The organism is Oscillibacter sp. (assembly GCF_040505565.1).
In the GTDB taxonomy this organism is placed as follows: domain Bacteria; phylum Bacillota; class Clostridia; order Oscillospirales; family Oscillospiraceae; genus Oscillibacter.
In genome coordinates, this window is sequence record NZ_JBEUWZ010000024.1 from 183,048 (window position 1) to 206,181 (window position 23,134).

The 23,134-nt window shown below is 54.5% G+C and carries 23 protein-coding genes and 1 other annotated feature; of the genes, 16 read left to right on the forward strand and 7 right to left on the reverse strand.

Going from position 1 to position 23,134, the window contains the following annotated elements:
* Positions 1-40: 40 nt before the first annotated feature.
* The 11 genes from serS to ABWQ15_RS12870 all read left to right on the forward strand — a co-directional run bounded on the left by serS (position 41) and on the right by ABWQ15_RS12870 (position 11,492).
* Entirely contained in the window at positions 41-1,348 is a 1,308-nt protein-coding gene (gene serS, locus ABWQ15_RS12820) for a serine--tRNA ligase (protein ID WP_353909168.1), read from the forward strand.
* 204 nt (positions 1,349-1,552) lie between these two features.
* Complete coding sequence (gene mscL, locus ABWQ15_RS12825; RefSeq protein ID WP_353909169.1) at positions 1,553-1,960, forward strand: large-conductance mechanosensitive channel protein MscL; 408 nt, start codon at positions 1,553-1,555, stop codon at positions 1,958-1,960.
* Entirely contained in the window at positions 1,957-2,655 is a 699-nt protein-coding gene (gene rsmG, locus ABWQ15_RS12830) for a 16S rRNA (guanine(527)-N(7))-methyltransferase RsmG (protein WP_353909170.1), read from the forward strand. Before mscL ends, rsmG begins: the two co-directional genes overlap by 4 nt.
* 127 nt (positions 2,656-2,782) lie before the next feature.
* Positions 2,783-3,526, forward strand: a complete 744-nt coding sequence (gene minD / locus ABWQ15_RS12835) for a septum site-determining protein MinD (protein WP_353909171.1) — start codon at positions 2,783-2,785, stop codon at positions 3,524-3,526.
* 14 nt (positions 3,527-3,540) lie between these two features.
* The gene (locus ABWQ15_RS12840; protein WP_353909172.1) at positions 3,541-3,954 is read left to right on the forward strand and encodes a methylglyoxal synthase; all 414 of its coding nucleotides are present in this window, start codon (positions 3,541-3,543) and stop codon (positions 3,952-3,954) included.
* 320 nt (positions 3,955-4,274) lie between these two features.
* Positions 4,275-5,630 carry a histidine--tRNA ligase gene (hisS, locus tag ABWQ15_RS12845; RefSeq protein ID WP_353909173.1) on the forward strand — a complete coding sequence of 452 codons (1,356 nt, stop codon included), beginning with the start codon at positions 4,275-4,277 and terminating at the stop codon, positions 5,628-5,630.
* 5 nt (positions 5,631-5,635) lie between these two features.
* Positions 5,636-6,193, forward strand: coding sequence for a hypothetical protein (locus ABWQ15_RS12850; RefSeq protein ID WP_353909174.1), 558 nt, complete (start codon positions 5,636-5,638; stop codon positions 6,191-6,193).
* A gap of 95 nt (positions 6,194-6,288) precedes the next feature.
* Entirely contained in the window at positions 6,289-8,064 is a 1,776-nt protein-coding gene (gene aspS, locus ABWQ15_RS12855; protein WP_353909175.1) for an aspartate--tRNA ligase, read from the forward strand.
* Between the two features lie 36 nt (positions 8,065-8,100).
* Positions 8,101-9,300, forward strand: coding sequence for a glycoside hydrolase family 3 N-terminal domain-containing protein (locus ABWQ15_RS12860; protein ID WP_353909176.1), 1,200 nt, complete (start codon positions 8,101-8,103; stop codon positions 9,298-9,300).
* Positions 9,301-9,398: 98 nt separating this feature from the next.
* A complete protein-coding gene (locus tag ABWQ15_RS12865; RefSeq protein WP_353909177.1) occupies positions 9,399-10,286 on the forward strand; it encodes a hypothetical protein in 888 nt (295 codons plus the stop codon).
* Positions 10,287-10,337: 51 nt separating this feature from the next.
* Positions 10,338-11,492: an alanyl-tRNA editing protein gene (locus tag ABWQ15_RS12870; RefSeq protein ID WP_353909178.1), complete on the forward strand. Its 1,155-nt coding sequence runs from the start codon at positions 10,338-10,340 to the stop codon at positions 11,490-11,492.
* Between the two features lie 72 nt (positions 11,493-11,564).
* Here the strand turns inward: ABWQ15_RS12870 and ABWQ15_RS12875 are convergent, their stop codons facing one another.
* From ABWQ15_RS12875 to rpmH, 7 genes are all read right to left on the reverse strand, one after another.
* Entirely contained in the window at positions 11,565-13,487 is a 1,923-nt protein-coding gene (locus tag ABWQ15_RS12875) for an LTA synthase family protein (protein WP_353909179.1), read from the reverse strand.
* A gap of 87 nt (positions 13,488-13,574) precedes the next feature.
* A complete protein-coding gene (locus tag ABWQ15_RS12880; RefSeq protein WP_353909180.1) occupies positions 13,575-14,993 on the reverse strand; it encodes a glycine--tRNA ligase in 1,419 nt (472 codons plus the stop codon).
* Positions 14,994-15,047: 54 nt separating this feature from the next.
* Positions 15,048-15,257: a binding site (T-box leader), on the reverse strand.
* A gap of 227 nt (positions 15,258-15,484) precedes the next feature.
* Entirely contained in the window at positions 15,485-16,318 is an 834-nt protein-coding gene (gene jag, locus ABWQ15_RS12885) for an RNA-binding cell elongation regulator Jag/EloR (RefSeq protein ID WP_353909181.1), read from the reverse strand.
* A gap of 13 nt (positions 16,319-16,331) precedes the next feature.
* The gene (yidC, locus tag ABWQ15_RS12890) at positions 16,332-17,483 is read right to left on the reverse strand and encodes a membrane protein insertase YidC (protein WP_353909182.1); all 1,152 of its coding nucleotides are present in this window, start codon (positions 17,481-17,483) and stop codon (positions 16,332-16,334) included.
* Between the two features lie 34 nt (positions 17,484-17,517).
* Positions 17,518-17,712: a membrane protein insertion efficiency factor YidD gene (gene yidD / locus ABWQ15_RS12895; RefSeq protein WP_502919128.1), complete on the reverse strand. Its 195-nt coding sequence runs from the start codon at positions 17,710-17,712 to the stop codon at positions 17,518-17,520.
* A gap of 11 nt (positions 17,713-17,723) precedes the next feature.
* The gene (rnpA, locus tag ABWQ15_RS12900; protein WP_353909184.1) at positions 17,724-18,071 is read right to left on the reverse strand and encodes a ribonuclease P protein component; all 348 of its coding nucleotides are present in this window, start codon (positions 18,069-18,071) and stop codon (positions 17,724-17,726) included.
* A 136-nt stretch (positions 18,072-18,207) separates the two neighbouring features.
* Positions 18,208-18,348 carry a 50S ribosomal protein L34 gene (rpmH, locus tag ABWQ15_RS12905; RefSeq protein ID WP_295857800.1) on the reverse strand — a complete coding sequence of 47 codons (141 nt, stop codon included), beginning with the start codon at positions 18,346-18,348 and terminating at the stop codon, positions 18,208-18,210.
* A 380-nt stretch (positions 18,349-18,728) separates the two neighbouring features.
* On the opposite strand from rpmH, the gene dnaA reads away from it, so the two are divergent.
* The 5 genes from dnaA (at position 18,729) to remB (ending at position 23,095) form a co-directional block, all read left to right on the forward strand.
* Positions 18,729-20,042, forward strand: a complete 1,314-nt coding sequence (dnaA, locus tag ABWQ15_RS12910; RefSeq protein WP_353909185.1) for a chromosomal replication initiator protein DnaA — start codon at positions 18,729-18,731, stop codon at positions 20,040-20,042.
* A 281-nt stretch (positions 20,043-20,323) separates the two neighbouring features.
* The gene (gene dnaN, locus ABWQ15_RS12915) at positions 20,324-21,436 is read left to right on the forward strand and encodes a DNA polymerase III subunit beta (RefSeq protein WP_353909186.1); all 1,113 of its coding nucleotides are present in this window, start codon (positions 20,324-20,326) and stop codon (positions 21,434-21,436) included.
* 1 nt (position 21,437) lies between these two features.
* Entirely contained in the window at positions 21,438-21,653 is a 216-nt protein-coding gene (locus ABWQ15_RS12920) for an RNA-binding S4 domain-containing protein (RefSeq protein WP_353909187.1), read from the forward strand.
* Positions 21,643-22,749 carry a DNA replication/repair protein RecF gene (gene recF, locus ABWQ15_RS12925; protein WP_353909188.1) on the forward strand — a complete coding sequence of 369 codons (1,107 nt, stop codon included), beginning with the start codon at positions 21,643-21,645 and terminating at the stop codon, positions 22,747-22,749. Before ABWQ15_RS12920 ends, recF begins: the two co-directional genes overlap by 11 nt.
* A 79-nt stretch (positions 22,750-22,828) precedes the next feature.
* Positions 22,829-23,095, forward strand: coding sequence for an extracellular matrix regulator RemB (remB, locus tag ABWQ15_RS12930; RefSeq protein WP_353909189.1), 267 nt, complete (start codon positions 22,829-22,831; stop codon positions 23,093-23,095).
* Positions 23,096-23,134: the final 39 nt, after the last annotated feature.

Genomic DNA, 23,134 nt, shown 5'->3' on the forward strand with positions numbered 1-23,134 from the left:
GACATAAAACCCGATATGGTATTAGAAGGAGAAATTGAACATGCTGGATATGAAATTTATCCGTGAGAACCCCGACGCTGTCAAGGAGAACATTAAGAAAAAATTTCAGGACGCCAAGCTTCCTCTGGTGGACGAGGTAATTGAGCTGGACGCCAAACGCCGCGCTTCCATTGCCGAGGCTGACCAGCTCCGGGCAGACCGGAACCGGCTCAGCAAACAGGTTGGCATGTTGATGGGACAGGCCAAGAAGGACCCCTCCAAGCTGGGAGAGGCCGAAGCTGTGAAAAAGCAGGTCACCGACGAGGCCGTTCGCCTTGCAGAGCTGGAAAAACTGGAGGCGGAGCTGGACGAAGAGGTTCACAAGCGTATGCTGGTCATTCCTCAGATCATTGACCCCTCCGTACCTCTCGGCCCGGATGACAGCGCCAATGTGGAGGTTCAGCGCTTTGGCGAACCGAAGGTGCCCAATTTTGAAATTCCCTATCACACGGAGATTATGGAGAGCTTTGACGGCATTGACATGGACGCCGCCGGCCGTGTCTCCGGCAACGGATTTTATTATCTGCTGGGCGACATTGCCCGGTTGCATGAAGCCGTTCTGGCCTATGGCCGAGACTTTATGATTGACAAGGGCTTCACCTATTGCATTCCCCCCTTCATGATCCACGGTAACGTGGTGGAGGGCGTCATGAGCCAGACGGACATGGACGGCATGATGTACAAAATTGAGGGCGAGGATCTGTATCTCATCGGCACCTCTGAGCACTCCATGATCGGCCGCTATATTGACCAGATTCTGCCGGAGAGTTCCCTGCCCGAGACGCTGACCTCCTACTCCCCCTGCTTCCGCAAGGAAAAGGGCGCCCACGGCATTGAGGAACGTGGCATTTACCGCATTCATCAATTTGAAAAGCAGGAGATGATCGTGGTCTGCAAGCCCGAAGAGTCCAAGGACTGGTACGAAAAGCTGTGGAAGTTTTCCGTGGAGCTGTTCCGGTCTATGGATATCCCCGTGCGGCAGCTGGAATGCTGCTCCGGCGACTTGGCGGATCTGAAGGTCAAGTCCTGCGATATTGAAGCCTGGTCTCCTCGCCAGCAGAAGTATTTCGAGGTCTGCTCCTGCTCCAACCTTGGCGATGCCCAGGCCCGGCGTCTGCGCATCCGCTACAAGGATCAGGATGGCAAGATGCAGCTGTGCCACACACTGAACAACACCTGCGTGGCTCCTCCCCGGATGCTGATCGCATTTTTGGAGAACAATCTGCAAGCCGACGGCACGGTCCTTATTCCGGAGATTCTTCGTCCCTATATGGGCGGCAAGGAAAAGCTGACGCCGAAAAGCAAATAATTTATAGCCTATTGAATCCTTTACGTAATATTATTGATTGATATTACAGAGCGTTGAACCTCTCTGGAGACCGTGGAACTGGGACAACATGCCCCCTATATCATTTTGTGGCTCAAAATCGGCCCTATTTCGGTCTGATTATTCAAATCACTGCAGCGCAGTGGATTGAAGGCCATTGATTTTTAAAAAGGAGAGATTTTTTCCATGATGGAGAAGACCACCGGCTTTATTGCCGAATTCAAAAAATTTATTGCCCGGGGTAATGTATTGGACATGGCCGTTGGCGTGATCGTTGGCGGTGCGTTCAAAACGATCGCGGACTCTCTGGTCAACGACATCATCATGCCCATCATTAGTTTGGCGACGGGAAATATCTCCTTTTCAGAGATGACTTGGGTTGTGGGGGACAATCTGACCGTTATCCCCTACGGCAATTTTTTTGCGGCGGTTTTGAACTTTCTTATCACGGCTTTCGCCATCTTCTGCCTTGTAAAGGCAATTAACCACTTTTACAAAAAGAAGGAGACGGCCTCCGCCCCGCCTCCCGCTCCCAGCAGCGAGACGGCTTTACTGACAGAGATTCGGGATCTTCTGAAGGAACAACGAAAATGATGGAAACAGTACTCAGGGACGGTCTCGCCCAGCTTGAACTTTCCGCCGACGTTATCCCTTCCCTGCTGCGCTACGCGGCGCTGTTGGAGGAAAAAAACAAGGTCATGAACCTGACCGCCATCACGGACCCGGACGAGGTGGCCCGTCTCCACTTTCTGGACAGCGCAGCACTGCTGAAGGTACTGAATTTTCGAGGCAAGACTGTGGTGGATGTGGGCACCGGGGCCGGCTTTCCCGGCCTTCCCATCCGTATTTTGGAGCCCTCCGCCCGTGTGACGCTGCTGGATTCTCTGGGAAAACGCATCACCTTTTTACAGGAGGTCTGTGACGATCTGGGTCTTTCGGATGTAACCTGCGTCCATGCCCGAGCGGAGGAATTCGCAGGGAAGCACCGGGAGTCCTTCGATGTGGCAGTCTCCCGCGCCGTGGCCTCCCTTCCTCTTCTGGCCGAGCTGTGCCTGCCGCTGGTAAAAACGGGCGGCATGTTTTTAGCCATGAAATCTGTGGACAGCGGCGAGGAAGTAAACGCCGCTGAAAAAGCCATTGAACTTCTGGGCGGTCGTCTGACCGATGTCAGGGACTATGCCATTCCGGGAACAGCGGTCAGTCATCGTGCGGTGCTGATCGAAAAAGTAAGGCCCACGCCGCTGAAATATCCCAGGCCCTTTACAAAAATTAAGAAATCTCCCCTTTAAAACACGAAAATATACTTGAAGCTCTCCGCTCACACACAATATGTAAATTTTCTTGGCAGCGCATGAGATTATTTTGATTTTGGCGAATTCTTACTGTAAAATCAGGATATAAAAGAGGTGAAGTCCGATGGGGGAATGTATCGCCGTGGTCTCCGGTAAGGGCGGCACCGGCAAGACCTCCTTTGTGGCGGGAGTGGGGGCCGCTATGGCCAAAGCAGGAAAGCATGTGCTTTGTATCGACTGTGACATCGGGCTTCGGAATCTTGATCTGGCACTGGGTCTTACAGACAAGGCCCTGATGGACTTTTCCGACGTGGCTCAGGACCGATGTACGCTGGAAAATGCAGTCGTGAGCCAATCCCGTCTTCCCACACTTGACCTGCTCACCGCGCCGGTGCGTAACCGGGGCCGTCCTGTCAGTGAGAGCCAGTTCCGCGCCCTATTGAATCAGGCTCAGGAGCGGTATGATTACTGTCTGCTGGACGCACCGGCGGGCCTGGACGGCGGGTTTCGTCTTGCGATCTGCGGCGCGGACCGCTGCGTGGTAGTTACCACATCGGACGCCGCATCCTTGCGGGACGCACAGCATACGGTCATGGAGCTGGAGTCCTTCCCCCGCGGAAGGCTGCACCTGGTGGTAAACCGGGTGCGCAAAAAGCTGCTTCGGAATATGCACGCCACCATCGACGACGCCATTGATGCCGCGGGCCTGCCTCTCCTTGGCGTGGTACCGGAAGACGATGGGCTGCCTCTGGCGCTGAACCGGGGCGTTCCCTTACTGCTGACGGATGACAGTCTCGCCGCCACCGCCTATCAAAACATTGCCCGGCGTCTCATGGGACAGCGCGTGCCCCTGATGCGCATAAAATAGAAAGGAGTTTTCCCATGAATATTGCAATCATGTCCCACGATAACCGGAAAGACCTCATGGTCCAGTTCTGCACGGCCTACGCCGGAATTCTCTCCAAGCACACTCTCTTTGCCACCAATACGACGGGCCATATGGTCTCTGAAGCCACAGGACTGGACGTTCACTGCTTCCTCTCCTTTGCCCACGGCGGCTGTCAGCAGATCGGCGCCCGCATTGCTTATAACGAAATTGACCTGGTCCTATTTTTTGACGACCCTAACAGCCCCAGTATGGCTGAAGATGTGACCTACATTTCCCGCCTGTGCGATCAGAACAACATTCCTTACGCCAGCAACATCGCCACGGCGGAAATGCTGATTTTGGGACTGGCCCGGGGCGACCTCGACTGGCGCGACATCGTCAATCCCAAGAAACACTCCCAAGTCTGAGCATATTCCAGGATTAACCTGAATACCGCGCTGATGCCGCAGCAGTAACCCGCAGACCACCGCACAGAGAAGAACGCCAATGGCTGAGAGCGTTTAGGTGGAATCGGGCCAAGGACAGCGGCGGAGCGGGAGCGGAGACGCTCACGGTCCCTCCCCGTACAGACGGAGGCCAAAAGGAGAGGCGGGGTTTTCTCCCCCTTTCGAATTTGGGTGGCACCACGAAGCGTTCACCGCTCTCGTCCCAAACCCAGGGGACGAGAGCGCCTTTTTTTCAGTTTTTTTATGACTAATCATAAAACACAGATGAAGGAGTATTTATTATGGCTATTTTAAAACCACGTACCCTTTCCGGCTTTATGGAGCTACTCCCTGCGCCGCAGCAGCAGATGGAGCGTATCATGGAGGTCCTGCGCCAGACCTATTCTCTATACGGCTTCACTCCGCTGGACACCCCCATCATCGAGGCCAGCGAGGTGCTTCTTGCCAAGGGCGGCGGCGAGACAGAAAAGCAAATCTACCGCTTTTCTAAGGGCGACGCCGACCTGAGCCTCCGCTTCGACCTGACGGTCCCTCTGGCGAAATACGTCGCCATGCACTACAGTGAACTCAGCTTTCCCTTCCGCCGCTTCCAGATTGGCAAGGTATACCGGGGCGAGCGGGCCCAGCGTGGCCGCTTCCGGGAGTTTTATCAGGCGGATATTGACATCATCGGAGACGGCAGTCTGGCTCCCATCAACGATGCCGAAATTCCCGCAATCATCTATAAGGTCTTCTCCACTCTGGGCCTGAAGCGATTCCAGATTCGGGTGAACAATCGGAAAATTCTGAACGGGTTTTATGCCATGCTGGGTCTTTCCGAGCTGTCCGGCGACGTAATGCGGACCGTGGACAAACTGGACAAGATCGGCGCCGACATGGTGCGGTCCATTTTGGTGGACGATTACTCCGTCCCGGAGGAAAAGGCCGACGAGATTTTGAAGTTTATTGCCATCTCCGGTGGCAGCGAGACAATTCTTCAGGCTCTGGAGGGCTATCGGGGCCGCAATTCCCTGTTCGACGAGGGCTTGGACGAGCTGAGCCTGGTGGTGAAGTATCTGAGAGCCTTCGGCGTCCCTGCAGAAAACTTTGTGGTGGACCTGACCATCGCCCGGGGTCTGGATTACTACACCGGCACGGTGTATGAGACCACCCTTCTGGACCACCCCGAGGTGGGCTCCGTCTGCTCCGGCGGGCGGTATGACAATCTGGCGGAATACTACACGGAAAAGCAGCTTCCCGGCGTGGGTACCTCCATCGGTTTGACCCGCCTGTTCTACGTTCTGGGAGAGCAGGGAATGCTGAATCCGGATCTGCCCACCGCGCCCACCGACGTGCTGATTCTGCCCATGACGGAGGACCTGGCCCCCGCCGTATCCTTTGCCACCCTCCTGCGGGAAAACGGCGTCCGGGCACAGCTGCACTGCGAGGAAAAGAAGTTCAAGGCAAAGATCTCCTACGCAGACAAACTGTGTATTCCCTATGTGGTCTTTCTGGGCGAGGATGAGATTCAGGCGGGTATCGTCGCCTGCAAGGACATGTCCACCGGCGAACAGACCAAGCTGGACCCCGCCGCCACGGTATATCGCATCAAGGCGGGTCTCGCGGAGAAGAACAAGGGCTCCGTCATTCTGGAATGAACGGCGTGAAAGAGCAGAGTCGTCAAAAGAGACTCCCTCTGAAAATCACAGTTCTGTGCCTCCTGCTGGCTATGATCGCCGGAGGGTTCTGGTATGCCCGGCCTGCGGGGCTTGACACCCTCGCCCCCGGTATGGAGCCGGAATTGATTGATATTACGCTGACCCGCTTTTATGAAAATCGGCAATCGGAGCTCCGAAACCTCCAACTAGCTTCCAATGAACCGGGATTTGACGAGCTGCTCGTCCGGCTGGAGGAGCTTCGCTTCCGGCGGCCACCCACCAATCTCGTACTTCAGGCCATACCGTGTCTGGAAAACCTGACTTCCCAACCCAAAATGCTGGAGGACGGCGACATCGAGGACCTCTTCATCACCCTCGCCCAGTCAGGCCCGGTGGATTGGAGATATGCGCAGCTGGAATTTTCGATCGACGAGTGGTCCTATCGGGACTTTGACCGCGGCGTCACTCTCCCTCTCAACATGTCCCAAAGCAAGGAAATTGGGCAGGCCCTGGGGCGGGAACTATGGGATCTGGCCCAGCCGGAACAATCCAGTTTGAAATAATTTATAATAAAAATACAGATTGTATTTTCTTTCCTTGATTAACTCTCCGTTTCAATTGTATCCGCCATCTCAAATATAGAAAGGATCTCACTGTCATGACACAATCAAGAACCCATACCTGCGGAGAACTGCGGCTGACCGACGCGGGCAAGGCCGTCACCATCGTCGGATGGCTGGAAAACGTCCGGGAAGTCGGCGCGGAGCTGGCTTTTGCCGTCATCCGGGATTTTTACGGCACCACGCAGGTAGTAGCCGAGACAGCCGACGCCGTGAAAACCCTCAAGGGCATCAACAAGGAATCCACTGTCTCCGTTGCCGGCACTGTCCGGGAGCGGGCCAGCAAGAACCCAAAGCTGCCCACCGGCGAAATTGAGGTGCTCCCCCAGACCATCGAGGTGCTGGGCCGCTGCCGCTATAACGAGCTTCCCTTCCCCATCAACCGCAGCCGGGAGGCCGACGAGCTGACACGCCTTAAATACCGCTATCTTGACCTGCGCAACCCCGACGTGAAAAAGAACATTATCCTGCGGTGCAATGTGGTCTCCGCCCTGCGTCAGTCCATGACAGAGCACGGTTTTCTGGAGATCACCACCCCCATCCTCACCGCCTCTTCCCCCGAGGGAGCTCGGGACTATCTGGTGCCTGCCCGGAATCATCCCGGCAAGTTTTATGCCCTTCCACAGGCGCCCCAGCAGTTCAAGCAGCTTTTGATGACCTCCGGCTTCGACCGCTATTTTCAGATCGCCCCCTGCTTCCGGGACGAGGACGCCCGGGCCGACCGCTCCCCCGGCGAGTTTTATCAGCTGGATATGGAGATGGCCTTTGCCACCCAGGAGGACGTGTTTGCCGTTCTGGAGGACGTGCTGCCTCCCATCTTTGCCAAATTTGGCTCCTACGACCGGGCCAGCGGCGCGCCGTTTACGCGCATTCCATACAGGGAGTCCATGGAGAAATACGGCTCCGACAAGCCGGATCTCCGCATCGATCTGACTGTGCGGGACGCCACGGAGATTCTCTCAGACTGCGGCTTCGAGCCTTTCGCGGAGAACACCGTCAAGGCTGTGGTCGTCTCCGATTTTAAAGAAACCCGAAAGTTTATCGATAAAACCCTGGCCGACGTGGAGACTCAGGCGGGGAACAAGGCCTATTGGTTCCGTCTGGACGAAAACGGCGAGCTGGTGGGCGGCATTTCCAAGTTCGTCACCCCCTGCAAGGATGCAGTTGTATCCGCGCTGAATCTGAAGGCGGGCGACTTTGTGGCTCTGTCGGCCGGAAAACTCACCGCCGCCCAGAAGACCGCCGGTGTGCTGGTGAAGACGCTGGGCGCCGCCGTCCCCGGTCATATGGATAAAGAGCAGTATGCCTTCTGCTGGATTGTGGACTTCCCCATGTATGAGATCGGCGACGAATCCGGCGAGCTGGAATTCTGCCACAACCCGTTCTCCATGCCATCCGGCGGGCTGGATGTGCTTCTCAAGGCGGAAGCGGTCGAGATCGATCCCCTCAGCATCACCGCAGACCAGTACGACCTGGTGTGCAACGGTGTGGAGCTCTCCTCCGGCGCGGTGCGCAACCACGACCCGGAGATCATGGTCAAGGCGTTTGAGCTGGTACGTCTGGGCGAGGATGATGTGAAGGCCAAATTCCCCGCCATGTACAACGCGTTCTGCTACGGCGCGCCCCCTCACGCGGGCATTGCCCCCGGTGTGGACCGGATGGTTATGCTGTTGGCAGGCGAGGACTCTATCCGGGAGATCATCCCCTTCCCCATGAACAAGAACGCGCAGGACGTGATGATGGATGCCCCCGGCGCCGTCACTCAGAAGCAGCTGGACGAGCTGCACATTGCGCTGGTGAAGCCGGAGGCCTAAAGCACAAACGCTCGCACTTCATGCGTAGGAGGTTTTATGAAACGATTGCTCTGTTCCCTTCTAGCCGTGGCCAGCCTGTTTTGTCTGACTTCCTGCAACGCGCAGACTCCTTCGGCGTCTTCAGGCTCCGCACCTGCGGAGAACTCTGGTTCCGCCGCCGGGTCCGGCGACGGCGCGGCATCCTCGTCCGCTCCCGTCCAAACCAACGAGGAGCGAGCGAAGGCCCTGACCGCCCAGATGACGCTTGAGGAAAAGGTAGGCCAGCTGTTTTTTGCCCGGGTTCCGGAGACGAACGCGGCGGCGGACGTCTCCGCCTATCACCTGGGGGGCTACATTCTCTTTGGCCGGGACACCAAGGACAAAACCGCCAACGAGATTATCCAGGCGATCAACGGCTATCAGGAGGCCGCCAAGATTCCCTTGCTTGTCGGCGTGGACGAGGAGGGCGGAACCGTGACGCGCGTCTCCTCCAACCCCAACATCCGCTCGGAAAAATTCCGCTCGCCCCAGCAGCTCTATGCCGCCGGAGGCATGGATGCGGTGGTGAAGGATACCCATGAGAAGGATGTGCTTTTAAAAGCGCTGGGGTTTAATGTAAATCTGTCTCCGGTGGCAGATGTATCCACCAACCCCGGCGACTTCATCTATGACCGTGCGTTTGGACAGGATGCGCAGGCCACAGCGGACTACGTCCGCGCTGTGGTGAAGCAAATGCGGGAAGATAAGATGGGCTGTGTCCTCAAGCACTTCCCCGGCTATGGGAATAACGTGGACACCCACACCGGGATCGCGGTGGATAAGCGGCCTTTGGAAACCTTTGAAAGTTCGGATTTTCTGCCCTTTAAAGCCGGTCTTGAAGCGGGCGGCGACACGGTGTCCGTTTTGGTGAGTCACAACATTGTGGACTGTCTGACCTCCAAGGCGGACGCGGGACTTCCCGCCTCCCTCTCTCCAAATGTCCACATTACGCTCTTGTTGATGATGCAGGAAGCAGGCGGAGGCGGTCCAATTATGACCGACGATCTTGCCATGGATGCGGTAAAATCCTATGCAGAAAACGGCAGCGTGGCGGTCATGGCGATTGAGGCAGAGAACAGTCTTCTGATCGCCACAGACTACCGCCAGCAGATACCGCAGGTCATTGCTGCTGTGGAAGATGGGACACTGTACGAACCTATTGTTGATTTGGCCTGCACGCAGGTACTCCAGTGGAAAATGACCCTGGGGCTGCTGTGAGAGAAACCTTTATTTAACTTCTTCCGTCTTTAAAGTGAAGCCGCCCGGTTTTGGAAGGCCGGGCGGCAAAACTGTGCAGGAAAAGAAGGAGGCCTCTTATGAGTTTTCAGAAAAAGCTGATGTCTCTGGCGGCGCTGCTCCTGACACTGGCCGCTTTGCTGACCGTTCCCGCCCTTGCGGACAGCGGGCCGAAACCCCTATTGATTGTCCGTGTAGAAAACGGTCCGGAGGAACCCTACTATCTCGATCTGCTGGCAGAGGGGGACCCGGACCCGAAATATATGGATTACTGTCTGGACTGGAACTATTCGGAGGAAGAACGCGCCGCGCTGGACCCGCAACTGCTGCAAGCGCTGCGGGATGCCGTCCCGAAGGGGTGGTATGCCTGCGTCGCCCAGGGAAACCAAGGTACCCCCATCTATGCAAAGCTGACCGGAGACGGCAACATCCGCAGCTTCAGCTATGTGGGTGTGCCGGACACTTATCGGGTGATCGTGGTCACCAAAAGCGGCGAAAGCTGGGTTTCGGAACCCATAACCCGCCATGCCCTTCAGTGCTCCGCCAAAGTAGACTGGGCGAAAAAAACCATCTCCGTAGCGCCGACCTGGGTGGGATATATGCTGCAATTTTTGGCCACCTGCGTTCCTACGTTGGTGATTGAAGCGCTAGTACTTCTTCTGTACGGCTACAAATGGAAAACCAGCTGGAAGCCGTTTCTCACCGTAAATCTTGTCACGCAGGGGGCTCTTTCCCTGTATTACAGTGTAACTATCGTTCGGCACGGGATGAGCTTCTGGTTTTTATTTTTATTTGTTCCGGCGGAGGTCGTCGTGGCCGTGGCGGAGGCCCTTTTGTACCGCAGATTTCTCACGGGCCAGAGCAAAACACGCGCCGTTGTCTACGGACTGACGGCCAACGCCGCCAGCGCCGTTATAGGCTTTTTTCTGGCGGAACCGGTGTGGCAGTTCGTGGTATCCATCTCTTGAGGCGTAAACGCGAATGAGCGGCGCCTTAAACGCGGAAAGGAAGTTTTCCACATGGGAACAGAAAAACTCTACTACGCCGACCCCTTTCTAAAGGATTTTACCGCAAAGGTTCTCTCCTGCGACGCGGTGAAAACCAGCTGGGCAGTGGTTCTGGACCAGACCGCTTTTTATCCCGAGGGCGGCGGACAGCCCGCCGATCAGGGGTCGCTTGGCGGTGTAAATGTCCTGGACGTCCACGAAAAGGACGGCTTGGTTTTCCACATTTGTGAAAAACCAGTGGAGATTGGGGAAACCGTGATGGGGCGCATTGATTGGAGCCGGCGGTTCGACCACATGCAGCAGCATTCCGGCGAACACATTCTCAGCGGCATCCTCTGCGAAACCTATCGCTGCGACAACGTTGGCTTCCACATGGGTGCCGACACGGTCACCATCGATTATAACACCGATATCTCCTGGGAACAGGCGCTGGAGGCGGAACGGCGTGCCAACGACTACATCTATGCCGACGTCCCGATTGAAATCACCTACCCCTCCCGAGAGGAGTTGACGTCCATTGACTACCGCTCGAAAAAGGAGCTGACCGGACAGGTCCGCATCGTGCGCTTTCCCGGCGCGGACTGCTGCGCCTGCTGCGGGACCCATGTACAGCATTCCGGGCAGGTGGGTCTTATTAAAATTCTGTCCTGCCAAACCTTCCGGGGCGGCGTCCGCATGGAGATTCTCTGCGGGCGGCGGGCGCTGGATTACCTCTCAAAAACATGGGAACAAAACCGTGCGGTGGGTCAGCGCCTCAGCGTAAAAGTTTTTGATACCTCCGCAGCGGTAGAGCGTCTGGAAGCAGAGCTGAATGCCTCCAAAGCCCGGCAGACCCAACTGGAAGACGAACTGTTCTTCCGCGTCGCCGCCGAACAGACCGGTAAGGGAGATGTGGTTGTGTTCCAGTCCTCCCTGCGGACGGACGGTGTGCGGAAGCTGGCGGACGCGGTGAGCCGGACCTGCGGGGGCCTTGCGGCAGTGTTTGCCGGGGAGGACGGGCAGTATCAATACGCGCTCATTCGCGCCGACGGCGGAGATATCTCCCCTCTGGTCAAGAGCCTGAACGCGGCTCTCCGGGGCCGGGGCGGCGGACGAAGCGGCTTTGCACAGGGATCCGTCCAATCCGACAAATCGGAGATTGAGGCATTTTTTAAGGCGTCCCGCTGAAAAAGACCACTCACCGAAAAAAGACCGTCAAACGCCGAGAGGCGTTTGACGGTCTTTTTCTCTTCAAAGCACTCAGCTCCCAGCGGGCTGATTCATCTTGTCGGTGACGTAATGCTGCCCATAATACGTGTCATAAACGATGGCGTCCCGCAGCTTCATCAGCTCCCGGTCCTCGTTAGTGAGGTTGGCGGATGACACATTCCAATAAGGATTCCCGTCCGCCGTAACGCAATATAGGTCTGTATTTACCAGGAGCGCCTTAGAAAGCCGCTCCTGCATGGCCCAGTACCGAGTTCGCGGCATGTCCGCCGCGTTCAGCACCGCGGGACCAAGCGCCGTCAGGCCCGTGTCCTGCTTCATGCCGGCGGGCTGCTTCAAGAGCGCCGCGTCGTTGGCCCAGATCAGATAATTGGTGGAATACAGATCTGCCACCTGGTCGATGCTCCAATTGGAACAGTCGTTGCCGTCACAAAGTCCCAAATGGCTGTAAATCGTGTCGCCGTCGGTTAGAAAGAGGTTTGGCCGGTGATCGCCGAAGAAGACTACAACCGTTGGCTCCTTCCGTTCCCGCAGCGCGTCCGTCAACTCACCGAGAGCCTGGTCCGCCCGGGTCAAGCCCTCCAGCATGACCTTGGTGATGGCCAGATCATCCTGATCCAGCTCGTCACTGGTAACCCCAATCTGGCACTTGTATCCAAATTTCTCCGGGTCGAAGGGCTGGTGATTTCCCATGGAAATGCCAAACAGAAACGCTTTCTTTCCATCGGCATTCGCCGCGTCCAGTCGGTTCAGCAGTGCCTGCGTGAACACATGGTCACTGAGGTAGTATCCTCCGGCATAAGGGCTGCCCTGAATGTTCAAATCCAGCGCCTGCATTTCGGCGGAAAACAGCAGATGATCAAAGCCAATTCGTGGAAAGGTCACCGTTCGGTTGTAGAGACTGCTGTTGTAGGAGTGAAGCATCTCCGTATCATACCCCGCCGTCTTAAAGGGTGTCACGATGGAGTCAAGCAAGCTGTAATCCCCGGGGTCCCGAAAACAAATATTGGTACCGGGCTTCAGGTCCTTCCCCGTCAGACCGGAAAAAATAGACTGCTCTATGTAGCCGGTGCCATAGCCGAGATAACCGGTGTAAAACCGGCCGGAGATACCCTCTTTACTCAGGCGGTGATAATTTTCCGCCGGATCCGCGGAGAGCGTCAACCCCGGAAGGCGGGTCATATCGTAAAAGGATTCAGAGAGAATAAAGATCACATTCGGCTGTTCCTGTGGGTTTGCCGCGGACTGCGAAGGTCCCAAAATCTCATCCAGCCGCTTTACAACGCTGTCCATATATTCCGCGCTGTAATCCTCCGGCTCCCGATTGGCCAGCAGACACGCGTCCCGCCACAGGCCCAGTGTCAGCCCATAATCCCGATAGGCTACGGTGGACATGACGCGGTCCTGCGTGTTCACGGAAAAAGCCTGTCCCATGGCGGACGCGCCGGGACCCACCACCAGGGCAAGCCCCAGAGCCAGCTCCACGGACAGCAATACAAACCGGGTCCGGCCGGAGCCGAGAGGCAGCTTTTTTTTCAGCAGCAAAAAAAACAGAGTCAGCAGCGCCAGCATTCCCATGGCCGCCCAGGCGAAGCCTGGAACTTTAAGGTCCCCCGCCACGCCCATAACCTGATTCATCTGGCCGATCATGCCAAAGTCCTCTACCTCCAGCGGGGTTCCGTTGATGGCAAATTTAAAATAGCTTACCAGTGCCAGCGCTGTGCCCGCAGCGGAAACAAGTAACGACCCGATCCAGAGGCGACCCGTCAATAAGCCCAGAAACAGAGCGGCTCCGCCGTAAAGCACCGCCGTCAGGCAAAACGGCGGTAAAGACGCAAGGCACCAGTCCAATGCCTCTTGCGGGTCGCCCAGCGCAATCCACTCCATGGCGAACGTCACCGCGCAGCCCAGCAGCAGCGATTCCAGCAGGACAAGAGCCGCCTTTCCAATTTTCAAAAGAGTACCCTTCAATGCATATCCTCGCTTTCAGGGGAAAGCGGGACACGGAATCCACCGCGCCCCGCTTTTCGGTTTTTCAAAAATTTAATAGGCCAGCTTTTCAGCCAGATACTGCTTCAGCTGATCGATGGGCAGACGCACCTGCTGCATGGTATCCCGGTCCCGAACGGTGACGCAGTTGTCGCCGGTCTTTTCTGCGTCGCCCACGGTGTCGAAGTCCACGGTGACACAGTAGGGTGTGCCGATCTCATCCTCCCGGCGATAGCGCTTGCCAATGGAGCCGGTTTCGTCAAAGTCCACCATCCAATCGGAGGAGAGCATCTGCTGGATCTCCTTTGCCTTATCCCCCAGCTTCTTGCTCAGGGGCAGAACCGCCACCTTAAACGGAGCGATGGCGGGATGGAAGCGCATAACCACGCGGGTATCGTTCTTCTCCGCGTCCACAACCTCCTCGTCATAAGCCTCCACCAGCAAAGCCAGCGTCATGCGGTCCGCGCCCAGAGACGGCTCAATGACAAAGGGGATATAGTGTTCGCCCGACTCCTGATCGAAATAGGTCAGGTCTTGGCCGGAGTGCTCCTGGTGCTGAGTGAGATCGTAATTGGTCCGATCGGCCACGCCCCACAGCTCGCCCCAGCCAAAGGGGAACTTATACTCAAAGTCCGTGGTGGCCTTGGAATAGAAGCTCAGCTCCTCCTTCTCATGATCCCGCAGACGCAGATTCTCGTCCTTCACGTTTAGGTTTTTCAGCCACTGATGGCAGTAGTTCCGCCAATACTGGAACCACTCCAGATCGGTATCCGGCTTGCAGAAGAATTCCAGCTCCATCTGCTCAAACTCCCGGATACGGAAGATAAAGTTGCCCGGCGTGATCTCATTGCGGAAGGACTTGCCCACCTGGCACACGCCGAAGGGGAGCTTGCGGCGGGTGGTGCGCTGGATGTTGGAGAAGTTCACAAAAATACCCTGAGCGGTCTCGGGGCGGAGATATACCTCGTTGGCGGTATCCTCCGTGACGCCCTGATGCGTCTTGAACATCAGGTTAAATTTGCGGATGTCGGTAAAGTCGGACTTTCCGCAGCCCGGGCAGGGGACCTGCTTTTCCCGGATATAGGCCACTAGATCCTCCCCGGTCATAGCCTCCACGTTGATGTCGGTGATGTTGTTCTCCTGATTATAGGCCTCCACCAGCTTGTCGGCCCGATGCCGCATTTTACAGGCCCTGCAATCGATGAGAGGGTCGTTAAAGGTGGCCACATGGCCGGAGGCCACCCATACCTGCGGATTCATCAAAATGGCGGCGTCCAGACCTACGTTATAGGGGTTCTCCTGGACAAACTTTTTCCACCAGGCGCGCTTGACGTTGTTTTTCATCTCCACGCCCAAAGGACCGTAGTCCCAACTGTTTGCCAGGCCTCCGTAAATCTCGCTGCCGGGGAAAACAAAACCGCGGCTTTTGCAAAGCGCTACGATCTTTTCCATCGTCTTTTCCGAATTATTCATGGGTTTCTCTCCTTTTCATCTTGTGACTTAAAATAAAAAACACCCTGAGCAAACGCTCAGGGCGAACGGTTGTCCGCGGTACCACCTGAATTCGCGCTCAAAAGCGCGCACTCTGACCCGATAACGGCGGGTACCGGTGCAGCCTGCTTTCGCTCAGCCACACGGCTCGGGGGCGCCTTTTCTCCCTTCCGGTGAGGACTCGCACCAAACGTCCTCTCTCTTTGCCCGGTGACGGGGGATACTACTCCCTTTCAAAGCCTTTTGCAATATCGTGTGTCACTTTATCACCTTTCCTTTCAAATGTCAAGAAGGTTTTTAACTCCACCGGTGGAAGCGGATCATGGCCGCGGGTCTATCCTGCGGTAGAAGTCAAATTTGAAGCCCCGATAACCGCAAAGCTGTGTTTCTTTTCCACAATGCTGTAAACTTTGTGAAAAAGTCCGCCCGGTCAAAAAAGACCGGGCGGATCATCAAAGAAAAGCGGACTGTACTCAGCGTACGTAGGAGACAACTACCCGCCGGTTTGGCTCTGTACCGATGGACCCGGTGGTCACATTGGGTACATCCTGCAGGGCCGTGTGAATAATATGCCGTTCATAGGCGTTCATCGGCTCCAGCGTGACGCTGCGGCGGTACTTGACCACTTTTCCGGCCACCTTCTGCGCAAGATGCTCCAAGCTCTCCTCCCGCTTTGCACGGTAGTTCTCCGCGTCAACAGTTACCCGCACGCGGCCGTTGTTGGAGCGATTCACGCAATAGCTGGTCAGCTGTTGAATGGCGTCCAGCGTCTCACCCCGGCGACCAATAATCTGACCCATGCTGGCTCCGGCCAAAATCACCTGATACCGGCCTTTTTCAGGCAGATACACGTGAATCTGAGTCTCGACCTCCATCTTCTCCATCAGACCGGAGATAAAGGAACGAATGGCATCCGCCTTTTCGTCCCGAACCTCCTCAGCGGAAGGTTTTGACGTTTCCGGAGCAGAAATCGGCGCGGGCCGCTCCGCTTTTTGAAAAGACTCCTGTGCCGTTGGGGCGGGTTTTTCAACCTTGGGTCTCTCCGTCCGAGACACGGGCTTTTCCACAGGTCTTACTTCTGCTTTCGGCTTTTCCGGAATGGGCTTTGCAAAAACAGTGGGTTCCTTCTCCTCGTCCTCACCGTAAGTCACCCGCACCTTGGCCGGCGCGCTGCCAATACCGAGGAAGCCGTTTTTGGCCCGCTCCAGAATCTGGACAGACACGTCGTCCCGGTCCATGTTCAACTGCTGAAGGGCGCGGGCGATGGCCTCCTCCTCTGTTTTGCCCGTTACATCAATATAACTCATAGCAACAAGCTCCTTATTTCTCGTTGGATTCGTCGTACCGAGTTTCCTGGAAGGCACGACCGCGGGCATAAGGACGGTCGCCAACGCGGCCGTTTTCATTGGTGCTGGCCTTTTTAGGCTTATTTCCCTTTGCCTCCTGAGCGGCCTTTCGCTTTTCCTTCAGGGTGAGCTTCTGTGCCGTATTTTGGCGCTGCTCCTCCTGCAATTTTTTAGCCTCTTCCTGGCGGCGCTTGCGATCCGCCTCAATGGCCTCCTGACGCCGGTTTTCCTCTTCCTCGATCTTCTGGTTGTAGAATTTACCCATAAACCACTCCTGAAGCGCGGAGAAAGCGCTCTGGGCAATCCAGTAAACGCACAATGCCGCGGGCAGGGTAAAGCCGATCCAAAGAGACATGAGCGGCATCATCCACAGCATCATCTTCATCTGGCTTGCGGCGGGGCCCTGCTTGCTCTGGCCGGTCATGGACGCCATGCTCATCAGGAAGCTGAGAGCGGCGGAGATCACGGGCATTAAAACAACGCCGATATTGCTCCAGGTGAACGTGAACGCTTTAATTACATTACTGGGCAGAACAGACAGGTCCAGACCCAGGAAGTTATAATTCACACTGATCCAGCCGGGAATGGATGCTGCAAAGTCCGGCAGATTGGTATTGATCGCCTTGACCATCATGATCTGACCGAAAGCAGTGACTTGCATGGTGCCATCTTTGGCTGCGGTCGCAATATTAGACATATCAACGCCGGCGTTTTGCAGCGCGGTGAGCGCAGAGGTGACCACACTGGAATCCAGCATCATGAAATGCGTGATGGGCTGGCGGATGATCGCATACAACGCAATCAGGAAAAACATGGGCAGCACGCTCCAAAGGCAGCCGCTCATGGGGTTTACACCTTGCTCGGCGTACAGCTTCTGGGTCTCCTCCTGCTGCTTGGCCGGGTTGTTGGCGTACTTCTGCTTGATTTCCTGCATTTTTCCGTTCAAGCGGTTCATGCGCATCATGCTTTTCTTACTCTTCATCTGGAAGGGCAGCAGCACAAGCTTAATCACCAGTGTGAAGAAAATCAGGGACAGACCATAGGAGCCGGTCAGATTATAAAACAGCCGCAAAAGCGCGGCAAACGGGATACAGATGTAGTATCCCAGGGTTCCTAAAAATCCCATTTGGAGACTCCTTTGTATTCAAATCTCGCTACGCTCAGGGAACGGGGTCGTAGCCCCCCTTGTGAAACGGGTTGCAGCGGAGAATGCGGCGAAGTGCTAAGTATCCGCCCTTCAGCGCGCCGTATTTCTCAATGGCCTCCAGCGCGTATTGGGAGCAAGTCGGATAGAAACGACAGCAGGCGGGACGGTATGGAGAGACGGCGACGCGGTAAAATTTCACCAGAGCCATCAGAATCTGTTTCACCGGAAATCCTCCTCCAAAAGCCCCAGTTTTTTTGAGAGCTTTAAAAAGTTGGCGTTCAATTCTTTCCAAGGCATATTCGCCGCCCGGTGGCGAGCCACCAGAATAATGTCGTATCCTTGACGCAACAGGGGGCCGTTCAACCGAAACGTCTCCCGCAGCCTGCGGCGCGCCCGGTTACGGACCACCGCATGACCGAGTTTGGTGGATACGGTGATTCCCAGCCGGTTATGTCCCAGTCGGTTTTTCCGACAATAGATCACAAGACCGCTTCCGGCAGCGGAGGCTCCCTTGCTGTACAGGCGGCGAAATTCATGGTTTTTTTTCAGTGTCAAGGCTTTTTTCATGCATTCTCCCGTTCTTTTGCAGTAACTAGAGACCTCTGGACAAAGCCAATAAGGGACGGAGGAAAACCGGTTTCCTGCCGTCCCTGTCTATTTTGTTCAGCAGGTCTCCCGCGGCAGAATCCGCGCACGCGGCTCCTTAATAGCTGAGCTGGGCACGGCCTTTAGCGCGGCGGCGGGCAAGAACCTTGCGGCCGTTGGCGGTAGCCATCCGCTTGCGGAAGCCATGAACCTTCTGAGCATGAAGCTTCTTGGGCTGATAGGTACGTTTCGTTGCCATGTTGAGACACCTCCTGTAATGAAATCTTTTCTGACCGCCTTGCGGCGGTACTTACTCGACACGGCGCTGCCGCCGCGCAGTAAATAAATTAAGAGCGCAAATCAAGCGCTCGAATTAGTATACATGCAAATCAAAAAACTGTCAATAAAAACTTATAAATCTTAAAAATTTCCGTCGTTTTGTCTCCTTTTTAGAACTTGACAATCAAAACCACAAGATATTCTTCTATAATTTCTGCTCTTTCAAGATGTTGTGGTTTTTATGCGTCCTTTTTTAATACTTATTTATTAGAATAGGTGTTGTTTTTTTTTGTGATTTTTGGTATAATCAACAAGTATTATGATTTCCCCTGTACGAAGGGAGAGAGAGGTGTCTTTTTTTTGAATTCCGTAGCCGACGTCTGGACAAACGTCCTCACCCAGCTGAAACGCGACCTCTCGGAGACCACCATTGCCACCTGGTTTGATGAACTGGAGGCTGTTGATCTTCGGGACGGCGTTTTTTATCTCCACTGCCCCAATGACTTTAAGAAAAATTATATTCAAAGCCTTTTTATGAAAAATATTAAGGAGGTTCTCCACGATATTTTTTCCACCGACTTTGATGTAAGGGTTCTATCCGCCGAGGAATACGCCCAATTCTCCGGAGGCGCACAGAAGAAAAAAACAGAGGCTTTCACCTCCGATGAATTTACCTTTGAGACTTTTGTGGTGGGGCCCAGCAATAAGCTGGCCTATGCCGCCTCCATGTCTGTTGGGGAACATCCGGCAAAAAACTACAATCCTTTGTTGATTTATGGAGACTCCGGCCTTGGCAAGACACATCTGATCTATTCAATTGCACATGTCATTCAGAAAAACGACTGCAATGCAAGAATCGCCTATGTGAAGGGCGACGATCTGACCAATGAATTGGTCAATGCCATCCGGGAGGGAAAGACCGCCGAAATGCGAGAGAAATACCGCAAGGCGGACCTTCTGTTGGTGGATGACGTGCAGTTTATCGCGGGACGAAAGCAGACGCAGGAGGAATTTTTCCACACCTTCAACAACCTCTATGAGTCCGGTAAACAAATTGTTCTCACCTCAGACCGCCCTCCCTCTGAAATGATGCAGCTGGAGGATCGGCTACGGACCCGTTTTGAATGGGGGCTTTTGGTGGACGTGGCTCCTCCGGACTATGAGACGCGCCTCGCCATCATTAAAAACAAAGCGGCCCTTTTGGGTATGGAAATTCCCAACAAGGTGGCCGTATACATCGCCGAACGCGTCACTTCAAATGTCCGACAGCTGGAGGGAACCATCAATAAACTGCTGGCCTATAAAGATCTCCTGGGAGACGATGTGGACGAGGAGCTAGTTAAGCGAGCGATTCAGGATATTCTCCGTCGGGGAGATAATATTCCCACGCCGGACTCCATCGTGGAATTTGTCTCAAAGTATTACGGCGTGGATGCTGAAGTCATTCGTGGACAGCAGCGCGTGAGAGAGGCGGTAACTGCCCGGCAGGTCGCCATGTATCTGATCCGAAGCATGACAAACCTATCCAGCGATGACATTGGAAAGTTTTTTGGTAACCGGGATCACTCCACGGTACTCTACTCCATTGAAAAGGTTGAAAAACAAATGAAGTCTGAAGCCGCCTTTTCTGAAACCGTAAAGGAGATAAAAACCAACATCAGTTCAAAACACTAATTTTTCCACTATTTTTTGTGGAAAAGTAAAACAACAATGTGGAAAACCTGCCTTTTAAAAGCTGCTGTGGAAAACCTAGAACTTTTTTCCTATTCTTTTTAAAATAACTTTTTCTTTGCTTTCAAGGGTTTCCACGCTTTTCCACTGTTTTTGTCCCTCTACTATGACTATGACTAAAATAATCTATTTTTCTTTTCTAAAAGACGATAGGGACGCAAATTTTCCATCCCTACTCTGTCTTCTATGAAAAGAAACAGCTCCGACAGAAAGGAAGACGGCCTATGAAATTCTCCTGTGAAAAAGCACTCTTGCAAAACGCCGTTGGCGTGGCTTCCCGCGCCGTATCGCAGAAAAGCTCTATCCCCGCCCTTGAAGGCCTCCTGCTGCGTGCGGCGGAGACCGTCACAGTCTCCGGCTATAACATGCAGACCGGCATTCGCACAATTTTGTCCGCTGACGTGACAGAACCAGGTGCTCTGGTTTTGAACGCGCGATTGTTTGGCGACATTATACGCCGGATGCCAGACGACGTAATCACCTTCTCCTCCGACGAGAAGCTGGTGGTTCACCTTAAATGCGGCGACGCGGACTTTAACATTATGGGTCTCAGTGCCGCAGACTACCCGGAACTGCCTGATGTGGAGGACGAGTATTCTGTTTTTATTCAGCAAAAGACGCTGCGCTCCATGATTGAGGAGACGCTGTTTGCCGTCTCTACCAATGAGAGCCGCCCGGTTCACACAGGTTCCCTGTTTGAAATCAACGAACAAGGTTTGACCGTGGTGTCCGTGGACGGGTTTCGGCTGGCAATCCGCAAGGAACCTCTGGAGAAAGTCAATGGCGGATATTTTTCCTTCGTTGCTCCCGGATCGGCTCTGAGTGAGATTGAGAAAATCTGCGGTGATGTGGAGGACCTGGCTTCCATCACTCTGGGAAAAAGGCATATTTTGTTTGAGGTGGGCCAGACCCAGCTGATTTGCCGTCGTCTGGAAGGAGATTTTCTGGATTATAAGAGCGCTGTTCCCCGAAAAAATCCGATTTCCGTTGTGGCGGATACCAAGGAGTTAATTCAGAGTATTGATCGGGTCAGCGTGGTTATTTCCGAAAAACTGAAGAGTCCGGTACGGTGTTTGTTCGATCACGACAGGGTCATTCTATCTGCAAAGACCGCCAATGGCGAAGCCAAGGATATTTGCCGTTTGGCGGGAGATGGCGGGGATCTTGAAATTGGTTTTAACAACCGCTATTTGATGGAAGCTCTGCGATATGCCCCGGCCGATACTGTGAAAATTGAATTGAATACCGGTGTCTCCCCCGCTGTGATTGTTCCCACGGAGGGCGACGAGAACTTCCTTTATATGGTTCTGCCGGTTCGACTGAAAGCGCAGGAATAATATGAAAACGATTATGATTGCCACGGAGTTTGTAAAATTGCAGGACCTTTTGAAGCTGGCAAATCTGGTCTCCTCCGGAGGCGAAGCCAAGGAGCGAATTCAAGCCGGAGAGGTCGCGGTCAACGGTGAAATCTGTACCCAGAGAGGAAAGAAAATGCGACCCGGCGATGTAGCGCGAATCGACGGACAGGACTGTACGCCATTCTATGCGGATTGAGCGGCTTTTTCTTGAGCATTTTCGAAATTACGTTCATCAGGAGGTTTCTTTTGATCCGGTTTGCAACGTGATTTTTGGAGAAAACGCCCAGGGAAAGACAAATTTACTGGAGGCCGTCCAATACCTTTCCTGCGGTCATTCCACCCGGGCGAAAAACGACCGGGAGCTGATTGAATTTCAAGCGGAAAATGCAGTTCTTGTGGGTGAAATTTTGGCGCGGGACCGGGATTTCGTGCTGCGGACGGAGTTGTATCGGGAAAAGCGGCGAAAGCTGTGGGTCAACAAGGTTCCCTGTAAAACGTCGTCGGAGTTGTCCCAGGTGTTTCAGACTGTTTTTTTCTGCCCGGAGGATCTTCTTTTAATTAGGGACGGCGCGGCGGCAAGGAGAAGATTTCTGGATAACGCGCTGTGTCAGCTGCGGCCCCGCTATTCTGCGGCGCTGGCGGCCTATCGCCGGGCATATGCCCACAAAACCCGAATTTTAAGGGACTGCGAGGAACAGCCGGGGCTACTGGACATGCTGCCTGAGTTCAATGAGCGTCTGATACAAAGCGGCGCACTCGTCATCCATTATCGTGCGCAGTTTACGGAAAAACTGGCGGCGATTGCCGCTTCCAACCACGCGGACTGCTCCGGGGGAAAAGAACAACTTTCCGTTGTTTATAAAACGGTTTCCACAATTCAAAATTCGTTGGAGGAGCTGCCCGTTTTAACACAGCAACTTCGAGCCCATATGGAGGCGCACCGAAACGCAGAACTGGCTTCCCGGCTGTGTCTGTCCGGACCCCATAAGGATGATCTTCTGGTGGAGATCGACGGGCGGGACGCCAAGACCTATTCCTCTCAGGGACAGACCCGGACAGCAGCGCTGAGTCTGAAACTGGCGGAGAGGGAGATTTATAAAAATGTCACAGGAGAGGTTCCCATTCTCCTGCTGGATGATGTACTTTCCGAATTGGACCCCCGGCGGCAGGAATTCGTTCTCAACCGGATATCCGGCGGACAGGTCTTTATCACCTGCTGTGAGGACGACCGACTGCCCGTTCTCTTGGGCGGAAAGGTTTTTCATATATTTGCCGGTCAGGTGACGGGATAAGGCCCGAAAGTAATTGAAAATTCGATGTTTCACGTGAAACGTGCAGAATTATGAGAATATTTTTAAGGAGGCACGCGGCGTGTATCTCCATATCGGTCAAAATGAAATTGTCCCCGAAAAACGTGTGGTCGGCATTTTTGATCTGGACAAATGCAGCTATGAAAAGCGGACCCGGGAATACCTCTCCAAAGCGGAGACGGAGGGGGTGGTGCTGGACGTATCCGGCGATCTTCCAAAGTCCTTTGTGGTCTGTGATCACCCCTATCACCCTCAGATCGTCTATCTGTCCCAGCTCAGCTCTGCTACCCTGCAAAAGAGAATGGAAAGCTTAACGCTGGAGCTGTGACCGTAAAAAGCAGCATTTAAGCTGTTTTCTTCAATACCT

Coding starts and splice junctions, on each gene's coding strand:
- ABWQ15_RS12880 (WP_353909180.1), bottom strand. CDS start 14,993: ATGAATAATTCGGAAAAGACGATGGAAAAGATCGTAGCGCTTTGCAAA.
- ABWQ15_RS12920 (WP_353909187.1), top strand. CDS start 21,438: ATGAAAACGATTATGATTGCCACGGAGTTTGTAAAATTGCAGGACCTT.
- ABWQ15_RS12860 (WP_353909176.1), top strand. CDS start 8,101: ATGAAACGATTGCTCTGTTCCCTTCTAGCCGTGGCCAGCCTGTTTTGT.
- yidC (WP_353909182.1), bottom strand. CDS start 17,483: ATGGGATTTTTAGGAACCCTGGGATACTACATCTGTATCCCGTTTGCC.
- ABWQ15_RS12865 (WP_353909177.1), top strand. CDS start 9,399: ATGAGTTTTCAGAAAAAGCTGATGTCTCTGGCGGCGCTGCTCCTGACA.
- jag (WP_353909181.1), bottom strand. CDS start 16,318: ATGAGTTATATTGATGTAACGGGCAAAACAGAGGAGGAGGCCATCGCC.
- aspS (WP_353909175.1), top strand. CDS start 6,289: ATGACACAATCAAGAACCCATACCTGCGGAGAACTGCGGCTGACCGAC.
- rnpA (WP_353909184.1), bottom strand. CDS start 18,071: ATGAAAAAAGCCTTGACACTGAAAAAAAACCATGAATTTCGCCGCCTG.
- dnaN (WP_353909186.1), top strand. CDS start 20,324: ATGAAATTCTCCTGTGAAAAAGCACTCTTGCAAAACGCCGTTGGCGTG.
- minD (WP_353909171.1), top strand. CDS start 2,783: ATGGGGGAATGTATCGCCGTGGTCTCCGGTAAGGGCGGCACCGGCAAG.
- ABWQ15_RS12840 (WP_353909172.1), top strand. CDS start 3,541: ATGAATATTGCAATCATGTCCCACGATAACCGGAAAGACCTCATGGTC.
- hisS (WP_353909173.1), top strand. CDS start 4,275: ATGGCTATTTTAAAACCACGTACCCTTTCCGGCTTTATGGAGCTACTC.
- rsmG (WP_353909170.1), top strand. CDS start 1,957: ATGATGGAAACAGTACTCAGGGACGGTCTCGCCCAGCTTGAACTTTCC.
- serS (WP_353909168.1), top strand. CDS start 41: ATGCTGGATATGAAATTTATCCGTGAGAACCCCGACGCTGTCAAGGAG.
- yidD (WP_502919128.1), bottom strand. CDS start 17,712: ATGGCTCTGGTGAAATTTTACCGCGTCGCCGTCTCTCCATACCGTCCC.
- ABWQ15_RS12870 (WP_353909178.1), top strand. CDS start 10,338: ATGGGAACAGAAAAACTCTACTACGCCGACCCCTTTCTAAAGGATTTT.
- mscL (WP_353909169.1), top strand. CDS start 1,553: ATGATGGAGAAGACCACCGGCTTTATTGCCGAATTCAAAAAATTTATT.
- rpmH (WP_295857800.1), bottom strand. CDS start 18,348: ATGGCAACGAAACGTACCTATCAGCCCAAGAAGCTTCATGCTCAGAAG.
- recF (WP_353909188.1), top strand. CDS start 21,643: ATGCGGATTGAGCGGCTTTTTCTTGAGCATTTTCGAAATTACGTTCAT.